Origin of the sequence: Prevotella merdae (assembly GCF_900290275.1) — a bacterium.
Classification (GTDB): Bacteria; Bacteroidota; Bacteroidia; order Bacteroidales; family Bacteroidaceae; genus Prevotella; species Prevotella merdae.
Window position 1 is genome coordinate 97,764 of the sequence record NZ_LT985326.1, and the last position, 23,974, is coordinate 121,737.

A 23,974-nucleotide genomic window follows, 5' to 3' on the forward strand; every position below is an offset into this window, starting at 1 on the left:
CATCTAATTACAAAAGTAGCAACGTTGGGCTAATAACACAAATTTATACATTAAAAATATTGTTATGCAACAGTAAAACAAGTATTTCTCGTAGGTGCAAAACGCTGTTTGACAAGACGACACATGAGCAACGTCATCGCTGCATGGCAGACACCAGTTGCTCCCTTAACGTTTCCACTCCAGGAAAGCTTGTCTTTTGATAGGTTATCTTTCCTTCCTTATTTACAACAAAATACGTAGGGATGCCTGAGAACTTATATATTTTGGCAAGAGCGTCAGCCTGTTCTTCAGTCAATCGCACATGCACACCACTAATTGTCTTTATCATCTCGCCCCATTTATCTACAGGCGATGAGGCATCGGCTATATAAACATACACCACATCAGTAAGTTGTTCTTTCAAAGGACGAATGGTAGTCATTGCTGCCTTGCATGGTATGCACCACGTGTTCCAAAAATCGATGAGTATAGCTTTACCTTTATACCTATCTGTTATTGTGGGCAATATCTGCTGGGCAGACATCTTGGGGTCTATGTCAATAATAGATAAGTATGAAGAAGAGGTATTGGCTGTCTTTTTAATCTCTGCCATTTTTTCGTCGGCAGCCGACAGTTGCGACTTCAAGTCTTCGTTGTTGGCAAAAAGCAATTCGCGCACCATATCATTGGCAATGCTGTCATGAGCCGCTGCCATCTGTTGCTCGGTGAGAGGACGCTTGCGGTTGAACGAACGACTTAGACGCTTGCCCACAGCTATATCGTCAAGCAATGGGTCGGCAGACATATATTTACGACGAAGAGCAGACGTGAAGTCCCTGAGATAAGAATAATACCGTTGATTCTTGGAGTGAAGTAAAGCGAGTTTTTCCAGCGGCTTGAAGTAAGACACGGTGTCAATACTCATGTCGGCACGTGGCACACCTCTTTTACCAGCTATCATTGGGGCCATAGATATATTGTTCTTAAAGCCAAACAGAGCCGAGGCATAATTCATAGACAGGATGCTCTGCGCCAATGTTCGGGTGGCAGAGCCAATAGCTGCATTGGAATTGATGGCTGCCAATAGTCGTTCATAACTCTGCTGCACATAATCGCGGTATTGCAACGGTGTCATACCACAAATATCATCAAAGGATGTAACGCCAAACACATCAATCTTTGTCTTTACGCTCTGCAATTCGGTATCTATAGCAGCGTGTTTGCCTTCAAACCACACATAGTTTTTGACGTTAGCATCGTTTGCAAAAAGATGCGTTGCGGCAAGAGTAAGTGTAGGCAGGTCGATGGTTACGGTTGTAGTGTCATTAGGTACGGCAAAAAATGGTATCTCCGTTCTGTTTACACGTATTGTTGCTACAGTTGGCAATATCGCATTGGCGCTGACTTGACAAGTACCATCTACGCTTATAGAGTCATGTTCGTATGGCATGCGGTATGGCGAGAACCAATTGTCAGCAATAATATCGAGCGTGGTCTTGTATTCTGGTTTATATCCAAGCAAGCGCACGGCTACAACTGTCTTGCCAAGATTAAGGTCGGTTGATGGCAACTTGCTGTTCTTATCAAGCGCTTGCTGCAGTAAGTGTTGCGGAATGTCGGCCTGCGGACGTTTGCCATCGAGACGCACACCATAAATGTTCCAACCTGAATTGTCGGCTATTTCACGAAAGTCAAACTCTGTCGTTGTCTCGGGCATTGGTTTAAAGCGCAATGTGGCTGCAACATATCCACATTCGGGCACTTTCACAAATACACCTTTAGGCAACTGCTTGCTGCCTATATAGTCATATTTCACTCCATTTGCCATAATAGAGGCATGAGAATCTATGCCTACATCGCCACTCGCCTGATATATTTTCACGTCAAGAAGGGTAGCTTTCTTGTCGAGCGTCACACACTCAATCTCTAATTTGTGATTGTTTGAGCCTAAGAAGTAAGGACGCTCAACTACTCGCTTGGCTTGTGCCGTCGTAGCAACAAGCAACATCAGAAAGGCAACAAGCGATAAGGCTTTCTGACGTGAATGCTTTGTGTTCATGTTATTACTGGTTTTGTTTGCAATAAATAAAATGGTGTTGCAAAAGTACAAAATAAAACGACTATTCATTATAAAAACTACGCTTTTCTGAAAGACTTTCACTAACTTTGCATAAGATAGGCTGCACCTCGGCAATTGAAGCAAGCTTCATTGCGCTCGGTTTGCACTATCTTTGCATAAGATAGGCTGCACCTCGGCATGCCACGGAATATCTAGTGTAAGTAAAAAAACAACAGCTATATGGAAAACATCGAAGTAATGGTGATTCTATTCATCATTGTTGTGCTGGGCTATACCTTGTGCAAGCTTGGCTACATGGGCGACCGATTCGACCAGAAGTTATCGTCAATAGTTATAGACATAACATGTCCGGCATTGATTTTGTCGTCGGTAATGGGTAAGGAATTGCCCGACCGCACATTAATCTTACCTCTACTCGGAGTAGGTTTTCTTACCTATATACTTCTGCTTGTGTTTGGATTCTGGGTGCCACGTCTTGTTAGCAAAAACCGCGACGAACAAGGCATGATAGGGTTTGCATTGATGTTTGCCAATGTGGGATTCATAGGCTACCCTATCGTCTCGTCAATCTTCGGTCCTGAATCCATCTTTTATGCCGCCTTGCTTAATATGCCCAACACCTTCTTCATATTCACGGCGGGTGTGATGCTCGTGAAGGGCGAATACAGCATCAAGAGCCTCAACCCCAAGGTGTTGTTCTCGCCGGCAATGATAGCCGCTTTTATAGCTGCGCTTATTGTGGCTTTCGGCATTCACACGCCCGACATAATAGCACGCCCTGTTACAATGGTTGGCAATATCACTGTTCCTGCAGCATTGATGATTATTGGTTCGTCGATGGCACGTCTACCGCTTAAGGAGATTATAGGTAGCCCTAAGGTGTATGTGGCTTCGTTCTTGCGCCTGGCAGTTGTGCCTGTATCTGTCTATTTTCTATTTAAGCTGTGTGGCGTGAGCGATATTATCAACAACATCAACACCGTGGTTATTGCCATGCCCGTTGCCTCGTTCGGCACAATGTTCTGCATGAAGTATGGACGCAACCCATCGCTTATGACCGAAATTACATTCATAACAACCGTGGCGTCAATACTTACAATACCACTTATAACGTTGCTGTTTGAAAAGTGAAAAGGGAAAAGGGAAAAGGGAAAAATCCAATAGTTAAGTGAAGAATGAAAGTTCAATAACAGGTTTAAATATAAAAACAGCATTAAAGAAGAACAAATCCTAATAAGAATAACGGGTAACGACCGACCTGGTCTTACTGCCTCGATTATGGAGATTCTTGCAAGCAAGAATGCTAACATCCTGGATATTGGCCAGGCCGATATCCACTCTACCCTATCGTTGGGTATACTTATACGCATAAGCGAGGAGGCTTCTGGCCAGGTTATGAAGGAATTGCTGTTTAAGGCTACCGAACTTGGTGTGCAAATAGGTTTCTCGCCCGTAACCGACGACGAATACGAGAATTGGGTTAATCAGCAGGGCAAGAACAGATATATACTTACGCTTATTGGCCGCACACTTACTGCAAAACAGATTGAGGCTGCTACAAAGATTATATGCAAGCAAGGACTGAACATCGACTCTATTCTACGACTTACCGGACGTATGAGCATCAAACATCCTGAGCACAATATGAGGGCTTGCATAGAATTCTCGCTGCGTGGCACGCCTACCGACCGCACTGCAATGCAAGAGGAACTGATGCATATATCTGCTGATATGGAGATTGACTTCTCGTTCCAGAAGGATGATATGTATCGACGTATGCGCCGACTTATATGCTTTGATATGGACTCTACGCTTATACAGACCGAGTGTATTGACGAACTGGCCGAACGTGCTGGTGTTGGCAACCAGGTGAAAGCTATTACCGAGAGTGCTATGCGTGGCGAGATTGACTTTAAGGAGAGCTTTACACGCCGTGTGGCTTTGCTTAAGGGTCTTGACTCAAGTGTATTTGAGGAGATAGCCAATAAGATGCCTATTACCGAAGGAGTAGACCGTCTGATGGCTGTGCTTAAGCGTTGTGGATACAAGATAGCGATTCTTAGCGGTGGATTTACCTACTTTGGCGAGTTCTTGCAGCGCAAATATGGCATAGATTATGTTTATGCCAACGAACTTGAGATTGACGACGACGGTAAGCTTACGGGTAGATATGTAGGCGAGATTGTTGACGGACAACGCAAGGCAGAACTTCTGAAGCTTATTGCACAAGTGGAGAAGGTGAACCTTGCACAAACAATTGCTGTAGGCGATGGTGCCAACGACTTGCCTATGCTTGGCGAAGCCGGACTTGGTATTGCTTTTCATGCCAAGCCACGTGTTGTTGCCAATGCCAAGCAGAGCATCAACACTATAGGCATTGACGGTGTGCTCTACTTCCTTGGCTTTAAGGACAGCTACCTGGGTGAGCAGGGCAAGTTCTAAGGAATTTAGGAGTTATGGAGTTAAGAAGTTAAGGAGTTAAGCCATTAGTTTTTTTGCTTGATTTATAGCATTAAAGCATTTGGCTTAACTTCTTAACTTCTTAACTCCTTAACTTCTTAACTCCTTAACTCCCTTTTATTAATACTCGTCAACCTTCTGGGCCTTGCGGTATGCGTCAAGCTCCTTCTGCAGCTGCTTGGTTATCTTCTCGTAACCAGGCTTACCATAAAGGTTGTTAAGCTCGTGTGGGTCGTTCTGAAGGTCGTACAACTCGTTGTAATTCACTGCCTCGTCTTTAGGCTCAAAGTACTTAATATCGATGAGCGACTTCAAGGTATTGTTCTCTACTGTGCCCTCAATACCCTGATACTTGTTCTCGGGTACAGCGTCGAGACCGCCCTTGCCATAGAAATGAATAAGCTTATAGCGGTCGGTGCGTACTCCGTCGTGCTTGCGCACCATATGATATGTTGGATAGTCGTAGTAGTGGTAGTAGATGCTGCTGCGCCACTTTTTCTGTGCATCACCATTATCAAGTACAGGCACAAGCGACTGACCTACCATGTCCTTAGGCTTCTGTATGCCAGCAAGATCAAGGAATGTTGGGGCATAATCGATATTCTGAACAAGCTTGGTGCATACGCTACCAGGCTTGGTATGTCCAGGATAACTAATGATGAGTGGTGTGCGTAGCGACTCCTCATACATAAATCGCTTGTCAAACCATCCATGCTCGCCCATATAGAAACCTTGGTCGGATGTATATACAATAATGGTGTTGTCGGTCAGACCATTCTTGTCAAGATAGTCGAGCACACGCCCCACACTCTCGTCAACACTTGCTATTACAGACATATAGTCGCGTATATAGGCCTGATACTTCCAGTTGTCAAGGTCCTTGCCCTTGAGGTTGGCCTCAAGCAGCTTGCGGTTGCGCGGGAAGTAGTATCTGCCCCATGCCGAACGCTGTGCAGGAGTCATGCGGTTTATCTCGCCCATCAGAGCGTTGTAAGAGTCTTTGCTGTCCTCGTTGTTAAGGTCGAGCATCTCGGGCACCTTAAAGTCCTGCTCCCAGCGCATATGCTGTGTTACCAACATCTTCTGTGTGCGTACAGCCGAACCACGTGTGGCATAGTCGTCGTAGAAGGTATCGGGCATAGGAAACTCCACATTGTCGTACATGCCAAGATACTTAAGATTGGCTTGCCAGTTGCGGTGTGGAGCCTTGTGATGAAGCATAAGGCAGAAAGGCTTCTGCTTGTCGCGCTTCTCCATAAACTCTATGGCATGGTCGGTTGTAAGGTCGGTGCTGTAGCCTTGCTCTACTATAAACTTGCCGTTAGGAGTATCGGTGCCGCGGTATTGTGGGTTCCAGTACTGACCCTGATCGTTGTAGATGTGATAATAGTCAAATCCCTTAGGGTCGCATCCCATATGCCACTTGCCCACAATGCCAGTTTGATAGCCTGCCTGCTGAAGCAATTCGGTGAAGAAGGTACGTGATGTATCGATGCCTTCGCCAAGTTGGCGCTGTCCGTTTTGATGGCTGTACAGTCCAGTCATAAGACATGCACGCGAAGGTGTAGAAAGAGAATTCTCAACAAATGCCTTGTCAAAACGCATACCACGCTGGGCAATACGGTCTATGTTAGGTGTAGGGGCAAGCTTGGATATACCATGTCCGTAAGCACTAATACACTGGAAAGCATGGTCGTCGCACATAATATACACAATGTTAGGACGCTGGGCAGCTGCCTTTTGCTGTGCCTGCATAGAAGAGGCAAGGCACGACAGAGCCGCGATAGATAAGATTGATTTGTTCATCTTTTATAGATAAGTTGTGATTAATAGAAATTTCAGTTATTGTATGGCAGCGTTACCTTGAACATTGGGCTGTCGGTATGCTCTTTTCGTATTATGTCGACAAGTTCGTTCACGATGTCGGGATGTTGTGCTGCCACATCGTTATCCTCATGAATGTCGTTGGCAAGATTGTATAGTCTGGGGGTGCCCTTTACCACAATTAGTTTCCAGTCGCCTCTGCGCACACCTATCTGATTGGTCTCGTGAAACTCCCAATACAAATGATCGTGATGTTGCTGGGCAGCGTCATTGCCAAGCAATGTAGGAGCTATTGACAGTCCGTCGAATCCATCTCCTGGCAAAGTGCGATTGGTATAGCGCTTGCTGAAATTGCGTATGCCCGCTACATCGCAGAAGGTTGGCATAAGGTCGTAGAATGCAAACTGTAGGTGGCTAACCGAGCCTGCCTTGATATGCTCTGGCCACCATGCTATGAAAGGTATGCGTATGCCGCCCTCGTAGCATTGGCGTTTAAGGCCACGCAATTTGCCATCGCGTCCGAAGTATGCCGGATCGGCGCCACCTTCCTCATGAGGTCCGTTGTCTGATGTAAATATCACGAGCGTGTTCTTGTCCAATCCCTTAGCCTTAAGCTTGGCCATAATCTCGCCCACATAAGCGTCGAGTCGGGTTATCATTCCGGCAAACTGGGCATGTGTATGCTCCACAGCATTATATCGCGAACCTTGCTGTCCGCCCCATGTCTTGTCTACAAAGAACTTCTTCTTATATCCTTCAAGAATTTGGTCGTCTGGCTGTGCAAGTTCGGCATGAGGCAACGTGTAGGTAAAGAACCCCACAAACGGATGCTGCGCGTCTTGACGGTCAATCCACTCAAGAGCCTTGTCGTGGATGATACGTGCCGAATACTGGGTACGTTTGTAGTAGTCGCGGCCAAACATAGGATACTTGATGTTGTCCTTCAAAACCTCGCGCACAACAGCCGTGTCGCCCATAGCACGAGAGTAGCGGTTTAGGAAGTTGGGATAATAAAGATGAGCCTGGAACTGGCATATATATCCATAAAACTCGTCTATGCCACGCTTGTCGGGCGTAGAAGCCGACCCCTCGTAACCTCCTGCCCACTTGCCGAACAATCCAGTGCGATAGCCATTGTCATGAAGTATCTCCGGCAGAATTTTATGTGCAGGGTCGTAGGGCTCTTGTCCTACAACGGCATAGTCTACATTATTGCCATACATCACAGTCTTGCTATTCGACCAATACTCCTTATTGCCACGCACATGAGTATGACCCGAATGCTGTCCGGTCATAAGTGTGGCACGCGACGGAGCCGATACTGGCGAGCCCGCATATGCCTGTGTAAAGCGCATACCCTCGCTTGCCATGAGGTCGATATTTGGTGTCGAGATAAAGGGCTGACCATAGCATGCAAGGTCGCCATATCCCATATCGTCGCACATTATGAATATAATATTGGGGCGTTGCTTGTTGTCCTTCTGCTTCTTTACAGTCTTGGCTGTGAGCAATACTGGGATGCACATCAATCCTGCTGAAAAGAATAGTATTTTGTTGTTCATTAATAAAGTGTTATAGTTTGGTTCTTCAGATGTTTATTGCCGTTCCTACAGCTATTACTTGGCAGTCTCGCTGCTGAAATACGGAATAAAGCGCATATCGCCATCTACTATGTTGGCTGGAATTCTATACTCTCCGTTGCGGAACTCAGCCACGCCAATGGTTGTCTCAGTCCAATTGTGCTGTTTATCGCCATCAAGATTTCGGCCATGACGTATTACGAGCTTTGAGAATCTAAATCCGGGTGCCGGCACAGCCTTTACCTTAAACGGCTTGCCGCATATTGCTGTCTTGCCCGTAAGTGGCGTGCCATCGGCAAGAAGTATGTCGCCATTCAAGCCGCCACCTTGTCCGTCTACACCACGACTTAGGCTTACTACATCGCCTGCCTTATAACTCTTAACGGCACTCTTGCCGCTTGCAGAGAAGAAGGGAGCCTCGTCTTGGCTCAATACAATATCGTCGATGTACACGGCAAAGTCGTCGTTAAGGTTGTGTGTAGAGGTAGCGTCGGGCACGATAAGCAGATTGCGTATGGTTATACCGTTTGAGCCAGACACGGCAAACACAGCATCGTTCCATTGGTTGGCTACAAGTGGCTGCGATGTAATGCTCCAGAACTGCTCGGTTAGTGGCGACTGATTAGGACGATCGTCGCGATTGCCAAGACCTATGAGCATAGCCTGAGCCGCCTTTGGCGAATATATCTTAACGTGTATATACTGTGTGCGCTTGGTTTGTGCAATTGGTTGCTTCAGCCCTACAAGTGCTCCGAAGGTATTGCTGCCAAAACGCGAGCGCTGCAAGGCAAGTATCTTTGACGACGGATTAGGGACGAAGCCACGTATAGGGTCTATATCTGTAAGATGATTGGCTACTACACGCACATTGCCAGAAAGTGTGCCATTGCGAAAGGGCGAATTCTCCCATGTGTCATATACTGAGATGGATGTGTAGGAATTGGCCGACTCAAAGTCGCACAACTTCTGCTCTGCTATCTGTGCAGACAACGACGACGACGAAAGGAAGCCAATACAGAGGGCTACCATCTTTACTGTATATCTTAAACAATTCATATTTAGATTCATTTAGATTGTGGTTTTTAATAAACTGAGAGGTTCTCAATCAGCGGACAAGCCTTGCTGTCGTTGATGGTTATACGCATAGCACGCACCTTATAACCTTCGCCGTCATAGCTCTTTTGCGTTGAGCCATTGAGCGGAATTATGCGCTTGTAGCCTATTGTGGTTGTGGCTATATTGGTGGCACGCTGTGTATAGTTGACACCATCCTCGCTTGTCTCTACCGTGAACGATCGTACACGTTGTCCAAGTTTTATGTGCTCCATCAGCTGCACATATCGCACAGTTGTGGGTTTAGCCCAGGTTAGAGTTATAGAGGCCTTGGTTGTACCGTCGTTGGTAGCCCAATATGTGTCGCGCTTACCATCGGTCATGTTGCGCACCGAATAGTTGCGGTGTTGTCCAGCAACACGTTCCTCGCTGGCAGTTATTATAGCCTTGCGTGCAAGGTCTACGCCAAGACGTGTACGCAGCATATTGCCAAGTTCGGCCATACGCTTTGCTGTAGCTTCGGGTACCAGACCATTAACATCGGGAGGAAGGTTAAGTATTAGTGTGGCATTGCGTCCTACTGTCTCAAGATACATTTGAAACAAGCGTTCAGCAGACAACACCTTTTCGTTCTTCTTCCAAAACCATCCGCCGGTAGTAGCCTTGGCATCGCTCTCGCCAGGATGCCACAACCATCCATTCTCGTCACCATTCTCGGCATTACCCATTGACCAACATGTCTCGCCACTATATCCTGCCTCATTGCCTATCCAGCGTACCTCGCCTCCCAAGCCCCACATTATTACGTTAGGAAGCAAGGCATGAATCGAGTCGCGAAGGTTTGGCATGTCGTAGAAGGTCTGTGCATTGTCTATCTTGCGGTAGCCTGTAGTGCCTTTACCACCATATTCGCCACCATAATAGCCAGCATGGTCGCCACCGGTAGCGCCGTCAAACCACATCTCAAACTGATCGGCACCATATTTGGCAAGCTCTACACATTGTGGAAAGAACACCTTCTTGGCATAGTTGTCGGTATAGTTGCCGTCGGCATCCTTCTCGCCCCAATACTTGCTACTTAGGTCCCAAGGGGACACATAAAAGCCATACTTCATATTAAGTTTGCGGGCTGCGCATGCAAAGTCGCGCGGAATATTGGTCTTACGCGCGTTCTCGCTCGACGAGCTAAGTATGCTGTGTGTGGTTGTGGCTGTTGGCCAAAGGCAGAATCCATCGTGATGCTTAACCACGGCTATGCCTCCTTTCATTCCAGCTTGCTTGGCCACACGCAACCATTGGGCTGGGTCGGGCACACGTGTTGGGGCAAATGTCGATTCGTCCTCGGTGCCGTCGCCCCACTCCTTGCCTGTATATGTGTCCATACCATAATGGAAGAAGGCATAAAACTCTGTTTCGTTCCACAACAACTGGCGACGACTCGGAACAGGAAATACCGGACGTGGTGTGTTGTCGGGATTGGCAACGATGCTTTGCATCAGTTCAAATTCCGATTTGTTGGTTTGAGCCACAACTGCAACCGGAGCTACAGCAAGGCACATACCAAATAAGATAGCGCGTGAAAATTTCATATTAATATATTATATTTGATTGTTCAGTACAAAAAAAATAAGTAGTATAGTGGTTCGTTTGCAAAGTTATATAAAAAAGATGAAATACAAACGATTAAACAAAGAAATAAAAAGGGCGTTATATCATGGCATAATGACTTAATACAGATTTTCTTTACACGGTTTTAATAATTAAAAATGAGTATAAAGTAAATCTGTATTAAGTCATTGTGTGTATATTTTTGTCAAGGGATTATCCATTATTGTCCGTGGTTATCCCTTAAGAAAGTTGTTTATTATAGTATGACCTTCGGGTGTTAGTACGCTCTCGGGATGGAACTGTATGCCATGAATGTCGTATTGGCGATGTCGCAAGGCCATTATTTCGCCATCATCCGACATTGCAGTTACCTCAAGTACATCGGGCATACTATCGCGTGCCACAACCCAACTGTGATAACGTCCCATCATTACACGCTCTGGCAAGCCTCGGAATATATAGTCATTGCCCAGTTGGGTGCCTTCGGTCTGCACTCCATGATATACATCCTTCAGATTCTCAAGGCGTGCGCCAAACACCTCGCCTATAGCCTGATGTCCCAAGCATACGCCAAGAATGGGTTTCTTGCCGGCATACGTGCGTATTACATCAAGCAACTGTCCTGCTTCTGACGGGATGCCAGGACCAGGACTAAGTATTATCTTGTCAAAAGACTCGAGGTCTTCCATCTTGAACTTGTCGTTGCGCACCACCGTAACCTCGGCTCCAAGCTCCTTTAGGAGATGAGAGAGATTGTAGGTGAACGAGTCGTAGTTGTCGATTATTACCGTTTTCATTTGTTTTTGTTTAATTCGTTGTTTATACAGAAAGCCACCACATAATTGTTCATACGCCATTGGCGGTGATAAATCTTAGTAGGCCTCGGCTTCCTTTATTGCCTTTCTTAAGGCGCCAAGCTTGTTGTTCACTTCCTGCAACTCGTATTCCACATTGCTCTTTGCAACAATGCCGCCACCTGCCTGAAACCATAGTTCGCCACCACGGCTAACAAATGTGCGTATGGTTATGGCTTGGTTTAGGTTGCCATTTAGTCCGATAAAGCCAACACAGCCACCATAAGCTCCACGGTTGTGCGGCTCAAGTTCGGAGATAATCTGCATTGCTCTTACCTTTGGCGCACCCGAAAGAGTTCCGGCAGGGAATGTATCGATAAAAGCCTTAACGGGATCGGCGCCCTCATCAAGCGTTCCACTTACACGACTAACAAGATGAACCACATGCGAGTAGTATTGCAAATCCTTGTAGAAGTCGACCTTTACACCATGACAATTGCGCGAAAGATCATTGCGAGCCAAGTCTACAAGCATCACATGCTCAGCATTCTCCTTAGGGTCGGCACGCAGAAACTCGGCTGCACGACGGTCTGCATCGTCATCGCCCGTACGCTTTGTTGTACCTGCAATTGGGTCTATATACGCCTTGCCATTGTCTATGCGGCAATGTGTCTCGGGCGAAGAACCGAATATACGGAATCCTCCAAAGTCGAAGTAAAACAAGTACGGACTGGGATTAATACTTCGCAGGGTGCGGTATAGCTTAAAGTCGTCGCCCTCATAATGCTGTATAAAGCGTCGCGACAAAACTACCTGAAACACATCACCTCGCAAACAATGCTGTATACCACGGCGTATGTTGGCACGATGCTCATCATCGGTCAATGGCGAAGTGCACTCGCCAACAGCCTTAAAACCAAAGTCTTGCTCGGCAGGATTGTTTATTGTTTTCAACAAATCTTCAAGAGCCTCCTTGCCACCAAGCGTTGTAAGGGTCAGTCTACTGTTGAAATGGTCTATCACAACTATGTCCCTATACATTATATACAATATGTCGGGAGCGTCGTTTTCGGCCTGAGTCTCGTCCTTAACATCGATGTGCTCAAAGTAGCGCACGGCATTGAACGTTGTGTAACCAAAGAGTCCGAACACTTCAGCATTGTCGCCTTCTATCTCAAAACGCGACATAAAGGCATTTATTGCACAATCGCAGGTATAATTATCGTCTATGTCGTGCTTCTCGACTATACCTCCTGGCAATCGCAAGGTTGCCACTCCGTGTGCTATAGATACACTTCCGAGCGGATGCGTAGCTATAAACGAGCGACTGCTTTGTCGGTCGTGATAGTCGGAACATTCCATAAGCGCACTCTGCACACCCTTATATCTAAGGCGCATGTACAAAGATACGGGGGTGTAAATGTCGGCAAGAATGTCTTGCGACATTGTTGTATATTTCAGTTTAGAATTTTCCATATTCTCCTGCCATTTCTTTGTTATTGAGATAAGTTTCCACATCCTTGTCGCCGCGACCGCTAACAGTAAGTACCACTACATCATCCTTCTTGAACTTGAGATGCTGCAAGGCAGCTATGGCATGTGCCGATTCAATGGCTGGGATAATACCCTCCATGCGTGTTAGTTCGTAGCCTCCACGTATAGCCTCATCGTCCTTTATGGCAAGTACCTTAACCCTACCTTGCTCGGCAAGATTGGCGTGCATAGGACCAACTCCAGGATAATCGAGTCCGGCAGATATGGTGAACGCCTCTTCTATCTGTCCATCTTCTGTCTGCATAACAAGTGTGCGTGCTCCATGCAGTATGCCCTCCTTGCCACAATGTATTGTTGCGGCGGTATAGTTGGTATCGATACCATGTCCGGCAGCCTCGGCAAGCACTATCTTCACCTTGTCGTTATCCACATAATGATATATTGTTCCGGCTGCATTGCTTCCGCCACCTATGCATGCAACAAGACAGTCGGGATAGTCGCGACCAATCTTCTCTTGCAACTGCCATTTTATCTCTTCGGAAATGATGCTCTGCATACGGGCAACAATATCAGGATAAGGATGTGGTCCCATTGTTGAGCCAACGATATAGAACGTGTCTTGCGGATGGCAACACCAGTCGCGTATAGCCTCGGAGCAAGCATCGCTCAAGGTCATATTGCCAGTAGTTACGGGATGCACGGTAGCTCCAAGCATACGCATACGCTCTACATTGGTGTGCTGACGCTCTACATCTGTCTTGCCCATAAATATCTCGCACTTCATATCCATAAGTGCGCATACTGTGGCTGTGGCAACACCATGCTGACCAGCACCGGTCTCGGCAATAATGCGCGTCTTACCCATCTTCTTTGCCATTAGTATCTGACCGATGGTATTGTTTATCTTGTGGGCACCGGTATGGTTCAGGTCCTCGCGCTTTAGATATAGCTGACATCCATACTTCTCGCTCATACGACGTGCATAATATAAAGGTGAGGGACGACCCACATAATCGCGCAAGAGCGAACGGTATTCTTTCTTAAACTCCTCGCTCTCGATAATAGGCAGATAAGCCTGTTGCAAATCGGTTACACACTTGTGAAGTATCTCGGGGACGTAGGCTCCGCCAAAACGTCCATAAAAGCCATTGGTTGGGGTGGATTTATAACTCTTTGTCATATTGTATTTTATTTATTGGGAAGTGGGGCTTTATGTATATATTCTTACTTCTTTAAGTCCTCCAACAATTGTTCTACCGCTTCTGTGGGGTTCTCCTTCTCTCTAAGCAATGTAACGAACTTGCTGCCTATTATCGCGCCAGCTGCATTCTGTTGGGCACTCTCAAGAGTCTGACGATTGCTTATACCGAAACCTATCATACGAGGATTGCGCAACTGCATGGCGTTGATGCGGCGGAAATACTGCTGCTTAGCCTCATCAAAACTCTTTTGCGCTCCTGTGATGCTTGCCGAACTAACCATATAAATAAAGCCATCTGTATGATCGTCGATAAAACGGATTCGCTCCTCGGATGTCTCAGGCGTTATCATCATCACACAACGCAGGTCGTAACGGTCGGCAAGTGGCTTTATCTCACGCAAGTAATCGTCGAAGGGAAGATCGGGGATGATGAAGCCTGACACACCACACTCTACACAACGCTTGCAGAAACGCTCGTAACCATAATGCATTATCACATTAAGATAACCCATAAGCACAAGAGGTATCTTTACCTCGCTCTTTATAGCGTCAAGCTGTGCGAAGAGTTTCTCAAGAGTCATTCCATTCTTTAATGCAACAGTTCCCGCACTCTGTATTACCGGACCATCTGCCAAAGGATCGCTGAAAGGAATGCCAACCTCTATCATGTCGATGCCATGACTCTGTAGACTTAGTATCACATCAGCTGTCATGTCAAGCTTCGGACAGCCGGCACAGAAATACAACGACAACAGCTTGCGGTCGCCACGCTCTGAAAACAATCTATTTATCTTATTCATAATAGCTATTTTTATGGTTTTTATTATTACGGGGAGAAAAGTGACTCTAAACTTTATAGTAAGAGTCTCAGTACTTTATTTTAAGAATACCATTTGTCATGCAAGAGTATTGTTGATAAAAGCCTCGAGAAGCTCCACGTCCTTCAAGCCTGGTTCTATTTCAAAACGTGAGTTGAGATCGATGCCAACCAACTGTGGATGTTGTATGCTCTTTATCCTTTCTGCATCCTCAAAGCCTATGCCGCCACTCAGCAAGAAAGGAGTATTGCCTTTATAGCTGTCAAGTACCGACCAGTCAAATTGTTTGCCACTTCCACCATGGCCCACACATTTAGTATCGAATACAAACATATCGACAATTCCATCATACAGGCTACATCTATCGAAATCTTCTGCCGACGCTATGCTTATTGCCTTGAAGATTTTTATCTTTGGACATATATCTGGAACAAGCGTTGCCTTAAGGTTGCGGATAAATGTAGGAGACTCTGAACCGTGAAGCTGTATGGCATCAAGACCGAAGTTTACCACATGGGTGATAATGTCTTGAACGGAGGCATCGACAAACACTCCCACCTTATTTATATATGTACTTCCGTTTGGCTGTTTCTCTCCGTTGATACAACTTGCTACATACTTATCACCAATATCACTTATTTGCGTGTTATCAAAACAGCTTATAGCCTTATCAGCAATATCTGGCAGCAAACCAGTTCCCGACGATGTCATGCCTACATAACGACTGCTCTTGGGATAGAATATGAATCCCATATACTGGATAGGCAATTGCGATACTGCGCGTATATTATCGGGTTGGCGCATACCACATACTTTTATAAGCAGATTCTTGGTCATAATGTATTGTTATATCTTTGTTTCTAATATTTATTTTGCTTTAGTGTGGGGCAGATACTAATCCATCTACTACAATTACACAATAAACTCTTTCAACGCTTCGCCCGGATTTGCTTCCTTCATAAACCTTTCGCCCATAAGGAAACCATTGTATCCAGCCAGTCGCAAGGCTTCGAGTGTTGCTGCATCATTAAGTCCGCTCTCACTAACACGACAAGCATCTTTTGGCAGTCGACTTGCAAGAAGGAATGAGTTTTGCACATCTGTATGGAAAGTTCCAAGATTGCGGTTGTTTATACCGCATAGGTCGGGTTGAAGGTCGGCATATTCGGTTTCGGCCTCATTGTGCATCTCAAGCAATACCTCCAAACCAAGCTGGTGAGCCATATTTAGCAAAGTCTTGCATTCGTCTTTCTTAAGACAGGCAGCTATAAGCAACACAGCCGAAGCTCCACAGAGGCGAGCCTCGAATAACTGATACTCGTCAATGATGAAATTCTTATATAGCACAGGCAACGTTACACCCGACTGTCGAGCCATACGTATGTCTTTGTCTTTGCCGCCAAAATAAGGCAAATCAGTAAGAATGCTAAGTGCCGAAGCTCCAGACTGCTGATAGGCAAGAGGTATTATACTTGCATCTGCATCCTCCTTTATCCATCCCTTTGAAGGCGAACGACGCTTGAACTCGGCTATTATTCCTGTCTTGCTCTGCATTAGAGCCTTGCGCATAGACGCAACCGGATTGCCCTCATCCATAAGTTTCTCTACTTCGCGGTGGATGTAGTGCTCGGTATATACTGTCTTTAGATGGTCGAGGTCTATACGCTTGCGGGCAACTATTTCTTCTAATATATCCATAGCTTAAATGCTTGCTTAACTGTTTATCTCTCTGAACTTCTTGAACGTAGCCAATGCTTTGCCACTCTCTAACGACTCACGTGCAATAGCTATACACTCTTCTATCGACTTCTTTCCTCGCTCGAAAGTTTGTATACCAAAGGCTGCATTGGCTATAACTATATCCTTTTGTGCCTGAAGAGCGCGGTTCTCAAGTACGGCATCAAATATCTCTGCAGCCTCGTGCTCGGTAGCTCCGGCAACAAGTTCCTCGGGAAGAGCCTTGCGCAAGCCAAGATCGGAAGGCGAGAAGATGCGTTCATATGAATTGGTAGCAACCTTGAAGTCGCCCGTAAGCGAAATCTCATCATATCCGTCAATACTGTTTACTATGGCATAATCGGTACCTATACGATGGAACACCTCACTATAAAGTTTCATCTGCTCAAGCGTTGCAACACCAAGCAACTGACATTTGGGCTGCGACGGATTGACAAGCGGACCAAGGAGATTAAAGCATGTTGGAAACTGCAATGCCTTGCGTATAGGACCGACAAACTTCATTGCTCGCGCAAATAGTTGAGCATGCAAGTAAACTATGCCACACTCGTTAAGCGAACGGTTCAATTGGTCGAGGTCGGCCGTAAACTTTACTCCGTGCTGCTCAATAACATTCGAAGCTCCTGAGGTGGATGTGGCAGAATAATTACCATGCTTTGCCACCTTGTATCCTGCTCCTGCTATAACAAAACAAGATGTTGTAGATATATTGAATGTATTCTTGCGGTCGCCTCCTGTTCCTACTACGTCGATATAGCGGTCGCTATCCAGTAAGGCAGGAACACCAGTCTCGAGTATACCATCACGAAAACCTAACAGTTCGTCAACTGTAATGCCACGCATCTGAATAGCTGTGAGCAAAGCCGATATCTGTTCGGCTGGATACTCGTCACGTGTTATGCCGAGCAATATATCCTTAGTTTCATCGCGCTGAAGCTTCTCGCCAGCAAGCACTCTTTCAAGAATTAGTTTCATCGTTACCATACGCCTGAATATTTTTTTAGTTATTTCTCTTTATACTAAGTATTTAAAAAAAAGACCCGCCGCGTGAACGACAGGTCTTCTTTTATAGCTTTATTTATCATATGAAAATAATGCGTAGGAGATACCGCCTCACGACTTTTTGAATCTTGAGCTACGCCACCACCAAAGTATAAACTGTGCATTATTCATATTTGTCTCTGTTTTAAAGTAATTAAATATTTCTTTCGACTACAAAAGTAAGAAATAAATATTATTTCACAAACAATCAAGCGTTTTTTTTGATAAAATGATGCATTTTTCTTGATTTTACAAACAAATGTGCAACAATTCTGCATATATACATTATTATATATATACATTCAAAAAGAATTTACTGGAGATATCACACATTTATCGCCACAAAAGTTGTAACTTTGCCAATTATATACTACGAACAAAACAATTAATAACAAATAGTACTATAAAATGAAAAAAGAAAAAGAGCAAATCCAATTGCCCGACAACGCATTCACCGAGTTGAAGCCGGGCGAGGAGTACAAGCCAATTATGTCGCCTGACCAGAATTATCCCGAGGTTAATGTATGGTCGGTTACATGGGGTATCGTCATGGCTATGCTGTTCTCGGCTGCAGCTGCTTATCTTGGACTTAAGGTAGGCCAAGTGTTTGAGGCTGCTATTCCTATTGCTATCATAGCTGTTGGTGTGTCTACAGCCGCAAAGCGCAACAAAGCCCTTGGCGAAAACGTAATTATTCAGAGTATCGGAGCATGTTCGGGCACTATCGTTGCAGGTGCAATATTCACCTTGCCTGCTATCTACATTCTCCAAGCTAAATATCCAGAAATGAGCGTTTCGTTCTTCAAGGTGTTCTTCTCGTCTTTGCTTGGCGGTATCTTGGGCATCTTGTTCATGATACCTTTCCGTAAGTACTTCGTTAAGGATATGCACGGCAAGTATCCATTCCCTGAAGCTACAGCCACAACACAAGTTCTTGTAAGTGGTGAGAAGGGTGGATCGCAAGCAAAACCTTTGCTTATAGCAGGACTTGTAGGCGGTTTGTACGACTTTATAGTAGCAACTGTAGGTTGGTGGAACGAGAATTTCACAACACGTGTTATGGAATGGGGTGTTATGGCAGCCGATAAGGCAAAGCTTGTATTCAAGGTTAACACTGGCGCTGCTGTATTTGGTTTGGGCTATATCATCGGTCTTAAATATGCCTTTATCATCTGTCTCGGCTCGTTTGTAGTGTGGTGGCTTATTGTTCCAGGTATGTCTATTATCTTCCACGACCAAGTACTTAACATGTGGAATCCGGAGATTACACAGACTGTTGGCGCGATGTCGGCAGAAGAGATATTTAAGTATTATGGCAAGAGTATTGGTATCGGTGGCATCGCTATGGCTGGTATCATAGGCATCATCAAGTCATGGGGCATCATTAAGGGTGCAGTATCGCTTGCTGCCAACGAGATGAAGGGTGGCTCTCAGGTAGCAGAAGATACCGCGCGTACTCAGCGCGACATATCTTTCAAGATTATTGCTATTGGTGCTATCGTTACTCTCATTGCCACATTCCTCTTCTTCTGGTTTGGCGTAATGGATGGCAATCTTCTCTTTGCCGTGGTTGGCATCTTGCTCGTTGCTGTAATAGCCTTTCTATTTACTACGGTTGCAGCCAATGCTATCGCTATTGTTGGCTCTAACCCTGTATCTGGCATGACACTTATGACGCTTATCCTTGCCTCTGTTGTACTGGTAGCAGTAGGCTTAAAAGGCACTGGCGGTATGGTTGCAGCTCTTATTATGGGTGGTGTTGTATGTACTGCATTGTCTATGGCAGGCGGTTTCATCACCGACCTAAAGATTGGCTATTGGCTCGGCACTACACCTAAGAAGCAGGAGACATGGAAGTTCCTCGGCACATTAGTATCAGCTGCTACAGTTGGTGGCGTAATGATTCTGCTTAACCATACCTATGGATTTGCAAGCGGAAGCCTTGCAGCTCCACAGGCTAATGCTATGGCTGCCGTTATCGATCCGCTTATGAATGGTGTGGGTGCTCCTTGGGCTCTCTATGGTATTGGCGCTATTATTGCCATTGTGCTTACCTACTTCAAGATTCCAGCTATTGCCTTTGCCTTGGGTATGTTTATTCCACTTGAACTCAACACACCTCTCCTCGTCGGTGGTTTCGTAAGCTGGTTTGTCTCAACACGCTCTAAGAACGCTGAAGTTAACCGTGAGCGCAACGAGAAGGGTACATTGCTTGCAAGTGGCTTTATTGCAGGTGGTGCGTTGATGGGCGTTGTATCTGCATTATTGCGCTTCTGCAACGTGCATCTTGTAAGCGAAGATTGGATGACATCATGGCTTGCCACACCATTGTCGCAGGTTGCTTCTCTCGTGGCTTACTGCTGCTTGATAGGCTATTTTGTAGTGGCTACAAAGGTTAAGAAATAACCTATCATTCTATCACTTATAGCCTTTCACACAATCGTATATTACTGATTAGCAATGATATACACTAATGACGGGTGGCATATACCAAGTGCCACCCGTCACTTATCTAACACTAATCTATCACTAATTTTATTGTAGGGAGACATTCTTAAGTTCGTGTAATGAACGTATAATTTTACTTGTAGTTCTTTTGTATGTAGTTTCCACAGAACTACAAGCAAAGGAGATACAAGTACAAGAGCCTCTCCCCGATACCAAGGAAGCCTTGATGACCGACCAATCAAGCCTTAGTTGCCGAACCGTTCCTCCTTGAAGTACTTGGCGATGGAACGCATAAGTGGCGTAAGATGCACATCGTGCGGCATGTTGTGATAGTCGAAACGCTGTATGCATTGTGCCACATATAATCGCTCCTTTGCTCTTGAAAGTGCCACATAAAACTTGCGTGCATCCTCGGCAAGCTGTCGCGGATTATTGCGACTGTAATAGTTGGGAATACGTCCATCAACAGCATCAAACACAATAACGTTGTCAAACTCCAAGCCTTTAGCTTTGTGTATGGTAGTTACAAATATATGCTCGTTTATGTTGCTACTGCCACATAGATCGGCCTCTTTAAGCGTACTTATTTCCATTGTATGATTGCAAAGTTGCTCATATAACGATGGCTCCTTATCTGCATCTATCATATCGCCCGAAAGATAAGCCAAAACAAATCGCAATCCGTCTATCTCAACTATCAAGCCACCATCCAACAAGTAATCGTAAAAGCGCTTTAGTTCATCAACCAATGCTCCCCTTACAACAATACCGCCATCACAACAATCGTATTTTTCACTTTTCTCTTTTCTCTTTTCACTTTCCTCTTTTCCCTTTTCCCCTTCCTCAAATTTTTCACTTTTCTCTTTTCTCTTTTCACTTTCCTCTTTTCCCTTTTCCCCTTCCTCAAATTTTTCACTTTTCACTTTTCCCTTTTCACTTTCATATAGTCTTCCAACTGCATCTCTATACATCTCGCCATAATTTCGTCTGAGCGTATCCACACGCTGTCGCACCCGACTATCCTTAAGAAACTTATTCTGCTCCTCAATCTTAGTCTTTGCAATATCATAGCAATGTATCACCACATTGCGTGTGGCGTTGACATCGTCGTCGGCAAGATGTGAGTTGTTGCCTTCCAAACCAAGCACAGACAGCAGATACTTAAGCTTGTGCTCCTTAAGTTCGGGATGCAACAAACGTACCAGGCGCAAAGAATCGAGATAAGACGGATGCTGTGCTGAGAGCATTATCTCAGGTACATAACGGCGAAGGTTGAAATCGAGTATATGATAATCGTAATCGGCATTATGACCTAACAATACGCATCCATCGGCATACTGCATAAACTGTCGCAACGCATCGGCATGCGTAAGAAGCTCATGATGCTTACGCTCCTCGATTATTGGATTCACTATATCGCCGAGCATAGCCGGTATCGCCTTATCGGTCTCAATGTATAATGTAAACTGGGAGCCTGGCACCACTTCGCCACCACGTATCTTAACAGCAGCTATCTGCAGAATATCGTCATTGAACACGTCAAGTCCGGTGGTCTCCGTATCAAATACCACAATAGTATCTTTCTCGTAACTGCTGACAAAGCGTTGCAGATAAGTGCCGCTGTCAAAACGCAAGAGATCAGATGGCATAATGGCTCGGTCGAACAACGCACGTACGAAATTGCGTGCTGAAGCACTATTATCGTACACACGCAATCCCTTCATAAGTCGTGCCCACGACATAAAACTAAACTCGTTGTTTAATACTCCAAGATGAGCAAACAGCAACTTTATTTCGGGCAACGAGAAGAGGTCGGTGCCCGACACCTTAAAGTGCCCAATGTTACATCTGTTAAGTTCGGCACTTATAAGCTCGGCATCGCGATTTGAGTTTACAACAAAGGCTGTTGTAGAATCAGGAAAATTGCGGGTAAGCGTATTGGCAAACTGCACGCACTCGCGCACCTCCTGCTCGTATGTCTGACTGCACAGAATTGCAAGCTCGTTGCCTACACGGTTCTTTACATCTATCTTGCCCACCTCTGGCAGTAGCGAAGGGTCAATCTTTAGCACTTCGGCAGCATAGGTATTGAATACATCAAGCAGATATTTTGGTGATCGATGGTTTACCGACAGATGATGCAACTGGCACGTAGGCTGTTGCTTCAATGCAGAAAGTGCATCAAGCTTGGCTCCCATAAACGAGAATATTGCCTGTTGCTCGTCTCCAAGAAACATCACGGTATGGAAAGGACGTGCCGTAAGCAACTTTACTATTGCCATTTGCAACGGATTAAGGTCTTGCACCTCGTCCACCTGAACCCACTTATAACGCTTAAACTCCTGACTATCGGCATCAGCAACAAGTGCATCATATGTCATAAGCAACAAATCATGAAAGTCGAGCAAGTGGTTCTGGCGCTTATAATGTTGAAACTGTCGTGCAAGCGACATCTTCTGAAGCATCTTTAGTAAAGGCTGCTGATAGCCATAGTCGGTAGTGTCGGACATAACAAGGTCGCGATAAGTATCCGAGTTTTCGTAAATATCTATCATTGCGTCGGCATCGAATGTCTTTCCAGTAACTTTGCATATACGTTGCATGGCACCTATATCGTCGGCATTTATACAGTCGGGATGTACACGCAGGGCCTTGGGATGATTATATCTAATTTGATGCATCATTGCCTCAAGGTGGAAGACATCCGAATAGTCGCGTCGGCGAGCCGTATTGCCCATTACCACATACTCGTCCTCATTAAGATAGCGGGCAAGTATAGACACAGCATCATCCTCGTCAATAACACTCGACTCGGCAGCTACAAGTCCGTTGGCAAATAGGAACTTTGAACAAAACCTATGTACATTGCCAACAAACACATCGCCTACCCCATCATCGGCTATACTGCCGACAATACGCTCAACCATTCCACGTGCGGCACGGTTGGTAAATGTTAGGCACAACATGTCGGCATATGCTATACCCTCTACGTTATGGGCATAGCGTATGCGTTCGGTCAATATCTGGGTTTTGCCACATCCCGGAGGGGCAAGTACAAGATGGAATCCACCACAAGCAGCTATCACTTCTTGCTGGCAATGGTCAGGAACAAAGGTTTGCAATGTTTATTGTTTTAATGAAGCGTTAGTATCAAACAAATATAGCGAAGGCTATAAGGCCCCCGCTACATATAATAAGTATAAACGATTTTGTCTTAATCAACCAATTAGTCGAGTAGTGTTGACGCACGCACACGCGACAATGTCTCGGGTGTCATCTGCAGATAGCTTGCAATATATACAAGCGGAGCACGCAGAACCACCTGTGGCATTAGTTTGCACATTCTCTTATATCTGTCTTGAGCAGTCTCAAAACGCACAAGATCGGCATGCACCTGCGACTGTATAAGGCTCTCTTCCAGTATCTTGCGGTAAAGAATCTGTATATTGACGTTATGCAAGGCTACACGCTCCAGATCGGCTTTAGGCAAAGCGTATACAACGGTGGGCTCGAGTGCCTCTACCTGCAAGTGTGTTGGCTCTTCCTTGAACAGGCTCTCGATACACATCACAATAGTATGGTCCTGAGCAAGATGCTCGGTAACCTCTTTGCCGTGCTTGAAATAGAACTGGCGCATAAGTCCCTTGTCTATATAAAGGAACTGACGGCACACTTCGCCTTCCTTTAGTACGATCTCACCTTTTGCATACTTAATAGGAACCAGGATGCTCTCCAATACATCAAGTTCCTCGTGAGTCATTGTACTGTAGCGTCTTGCCAACTCTCGAGCTATGTCGCGGGTGTTGGTGCTGACTATCTCTTTCATAAGATACCTTCCTTTCTTTTCAGTTAATGCT

Annotated in this window: 17 protein-coding genes; 3 read left to right on the top strand and 14 right to left on the bottom strand. The window is 45.4% G+C overall.

All coding sequences use genetic code 11. From position 1 onward, the window contains the following. Positions 1–133: 133 nt before the first annotated feature. Complete coding sequence (locus C9991_RS14485; protein ID WP_157949499.1) at positions 134–2,038, bottom strand: TlpA family protein disulfide reductase; 1,905 nt, start codon at positions 2,036–2,038, stop codon at positions 134–136. Between the two features lie 240 nt (positions 2,039–2,278). Between C9991_RS14485 and C9991_RS14490 the strand changes: the two genes are divergently transcribed. Beyond that, positions 2,279–3,190: an AEC family transporter gene (locus tag C9991_RS14490; RefSeq protein ID WP_106813208.1), complete on the top strand. Its 912-nt coding sequence runs from the start codon at positions 2,279–2,281 to the stop codon at positions 3,188–3,190. An 81-nt stretch (positions 3,191–3,271) separates the two neighbouring features. Continuing rightward, positions 3,272–4,501: a phosphoserine phosphatase SerB gene (gene serB, locus C9991_RS14495; protein ID WP_106813209.1), complete on the top strand. Its 1,230-nt coding sequence runs from the start codon at positions 3,272–3,274 to the stop codon at positions 4,499–4,501. A 138-nt stretch (positions 4,502–4,639) separates the two neighbouring features. Here the strand turns inward: serB and C9991_RS14500 are convergent, their stop codons facing one another. The 11 genes from C9991_RS14500 to trpD all read right to left on the bottom strand — a co-directional run bounded on the left by C9991_RS14500 (position 4,640) and on the right by trpD (position 17,603). Then, positions 4,640–6,325, bottom strand: coding sequence for a sulfatase family protein (locus tag C9991_RS14500; protein ID WP_106813210.1), 1,686 nt, complete (start codon positions 6,323–6,325; stop codon positions 4,640–4,642). 32 nt (positions 6,326–6,357) lie between these two features. After that, positions 6,358–7,905, bottom strand: a complete 1,548-nt coding sequence (locus tag C9991_RS14505; protein ID WP_106813211.1) for an arylsulfatase — start codon at positions 7,903–7,905, stop codon at positions 6,358–6,360. 54 nt (positions 7,906–7,959) lie between these two features. Beyond that, positions 7,960–8,979 (bottom strand): hypothetical protein, encoded by a 1,020-nt coding sequence (locus tag C9991_RS14510; RefSeq protein ID WP_157949500.1) that lies wholly within the window; start codon positions 8,977–8,979, stop codon positions 7,960–7,962. Positions 8,980–9,005: 26 nt separating this feature from the next. Further along, positions 9,006–10,565, bottom strand: a complete 1,560-nt coding sequence (locus C9991_RS14515; protein ID WP_106813213.1) for an alpha-L-fucosidase — start codon at positions 10,563–10,565, stop codon at positions 9,006–9,008. A gap of 252 nt (positions 10,566–10,817) precedes the next feature. Further along, positions 10,818–11,381 (bottom strand): anthranilate synthase component II, encoded by a 564-nt coding sequence (locus C9991_RS14520; protein ID WP_106813214.1) that lies wholly within the window; start codon positions 11,379–11,381, stop codon positions 10,818–10,820. Positions 11,382–11,456: 75 nt separating this feature from the next. Then, entirely contained in the window at positions 11,457–12,854 is a 1,398-nt protein-coding gene (locus C9991_RS14525; protein WP_106813370.1) for an anthranilate synthase component I family protein, read from the bottom strand. Beyond that, positions 12,841–14,052 carry a tryptophan synthase subunit beta gene (gene trpB, locus C9991_RS14530; protein ID WP_106813215.1) on the bottom strand — a complete coding sequence of 404 codons (1,212 nt, stop codon included), beginning with the start codon at positions 14,050–14,052 and terminating at the stop codon, positions 12,841–12,843. The genes C9991_RS14525 and trpB overlap by 14 nt, the downstream gene beginning before the upstream one ends. 44 nt (positions 14,053–14,096) lie before the next feature. Beyond that, positions 14,097–14,873 (bottom strand): tryptophan synthase subunit alpha, encoded by a 777-nt coding sequence (gene trpA, locus C9991_RS14535; RefSeq protein WP_106813216.1) that lies wholly within the window; start codon positions 14,871–14,873, stop codon positions 14,097–14,099. A 96-nt stretch (positions 14,874–14,969) separates the two neighbouring features. Continuing rightward, positions 14,970–15,728, bottom strand: a complete 759-nt coding sequence (locus C9991_RS14540) for a phosphoribosylanthranilate isomerase (protein WP_232823360.1) — start codon at positions 15,726–15,728, stop codon at positions 14,970–14,972. 75 nt (positions 15,729–15,803) lie between these two features. Continuing rightward, positions 15,804–16,589 (bottom strand): indole-3-glycerol phosphate synthase TrpC, encoded by a 786-nt coding sequence (trpC, locus tag C9991_RS14545; protein ID WP_106813217.1) that lies wholly within the window; start codon positions 16,587–16,589, stop codon positions 15,804–15,806. A gap of 15 nt (positions 16,590–16,604) precedes the next feature. Then, entirely contained in the window at positions 16,605–17,603 is a 999-nt protein-coding gene (trpD, locus tag C9991_RS14550) for an anthranilate phosphoribosyltransferase (protein WP_106813218.1), read from the bottom strand. Positions 17,604–18,077: 474 nt separating this feature from the next. On the opposite strand from trpD, the gene C9991_RS14555 reads away from it, so the two are divergent. Next, positions 18,078–20,075 (top strand): OPT family oligopeptide transporter, encoded by a 1,998-nt coding sequence (locus tag C9991_RS14555; RefSeq protein WP_106813219.1) that lies wholly within the window; start codon positions 18,078–18,080, stop codon positions 20,073–20,075. A 287-nt stretch (positions 20,076–20,362) separates the two neighbouring features. Here the strand turns inward: C9991_RS14555 and C9991_RS14560 are convergent, their stop codons facing one another. After that, the gene (locus C9991_RS14560; protein ID WP_106813220.1) at positions 20,363–23,239 is read right to left on the bottom strand and encodes a 3'-5' exonuclease; all 2,877 of its coding nucleotides are present in this window, start codon (positions 23,237–23,239) and stop codon (positions 20,363–20,365) included. A gap of 104 nt (positions 23,240–23,343) precedes the next feature. After that, on the bottom strand, positions 23,344–23,943 hold the full coding sequence (locus tag C9991_RS14565) for a Crp/Fnr family transcriptional regulator (protein WP_106813221.1): 600 nt from the start codon (positions 23,941–23,943) through the stop codon (positions 23,344–23,346). Between the last annotated feature and the right edge of the window lie 31 nt (positions 23,944–23,974).

Bases quoted from the DNA above. Each gene is read 5' to 3' on its own strand.
- C9991_RS14485 (WP_157949499.1), bottom strand. From the start codon at position 2,038: ATGAACACAAAGCATTCACGTCAGAAAGCCTTATCGCTTGTTGCCTTT.
- C9991_RS14490 (WP_106813208.1), top strand. From the start codon at position 2,279: ATGGAAAACATCGAAGTAATGGTGATTCTATTCATCATTGTTGTGCTG.
- C9991_RS14500 (WP_106813210.1), bottom strand. From the start codon at position 6,325: ATGAACAAATCAATCTTATCTATCGCGGCTCTGTCGTGCCTTGCCTCT.
- C9991_RS14505 (WP_106813211.1), bottom strand. From the start codon at position 7,905: ATGAACAACAAAATACTATTCTTTTCAGCAGGATTGATGTGCATCCCA.
- C9991_RS14510 (WP_157949500.1), bottom strand. From the start codon at position 8,979: ATGAATTGTTTAAGATATACAGTAAAGATGGTAGCCCTCTGTATTGGC.
- C9991_RS14515 (WP_106813213.1), bottom strand. From the start codon at position 10,565: ATGAAATTTTCACGCGCTATCTTATTTGGTATGTGCCTTGCTGTAGCT.
- C9991_RS14520 (WP_106813214.1), bottom strand. From the start codon at position 11,381: ATGAAAACGGTAATAATCGACAACTACGACTCGTTCACCTACAATCTC.
- C9991_RS14525 (WP_106813370.1), bottom strand. From the start codon at position 12,854: ATGGAAAATTCTAAACTGAAATATACAACAATGTCGCAAGACATTCTT.
- trpB (WP_106813215.1), bottom strand. From the start codon at position 14,052: ATGACAAAGAGTTATAAATCCACCCCAACCAATGGCTTTTATGGACGT.
- trpA (WP_106813216.1), bottom strand. From the start codon at position 14,873: ATGAATAAGATAAATAGATTGTTTTCAGAGCGTGGCGACCGCAAGCTG.
- C9991_RS14540 (WP_232823360.1), bottom strand. From the start codon at position 15,728: ATGACCAAGAATCTGCTTATAAAAGTATGTGGTATGCGCCAACCCGAT.
- trpC (WP_106813217.1), bottom strand. From the start codon at position 16,589: ATGGATATATTAGAAGAAATAGTTGCCCGCAAGCGTATAGACCTCGAC.
- trpD (WP_106813218.1), bottom strand. From the start codon at position 17,603: ATGAAACTAATTCTTGAAAGAGTGCTTGCTGGCGAGAAGCTTCAGCGC.
- C9991_RS14555 (WP_106813219.1), top strand. From the start codon at position 18,078: ATGAAAAAAGAAAAAGAGCAAATCCAATTGCCCGACAACGCATTCACC.
- C9991_RS14565 (WP_106813221.1), bottom strand. From the start codon at position 23,943: ATGAAAGAGATAGTCAGCACCAACACCCGCGACATAGCTCGAGAGTTG.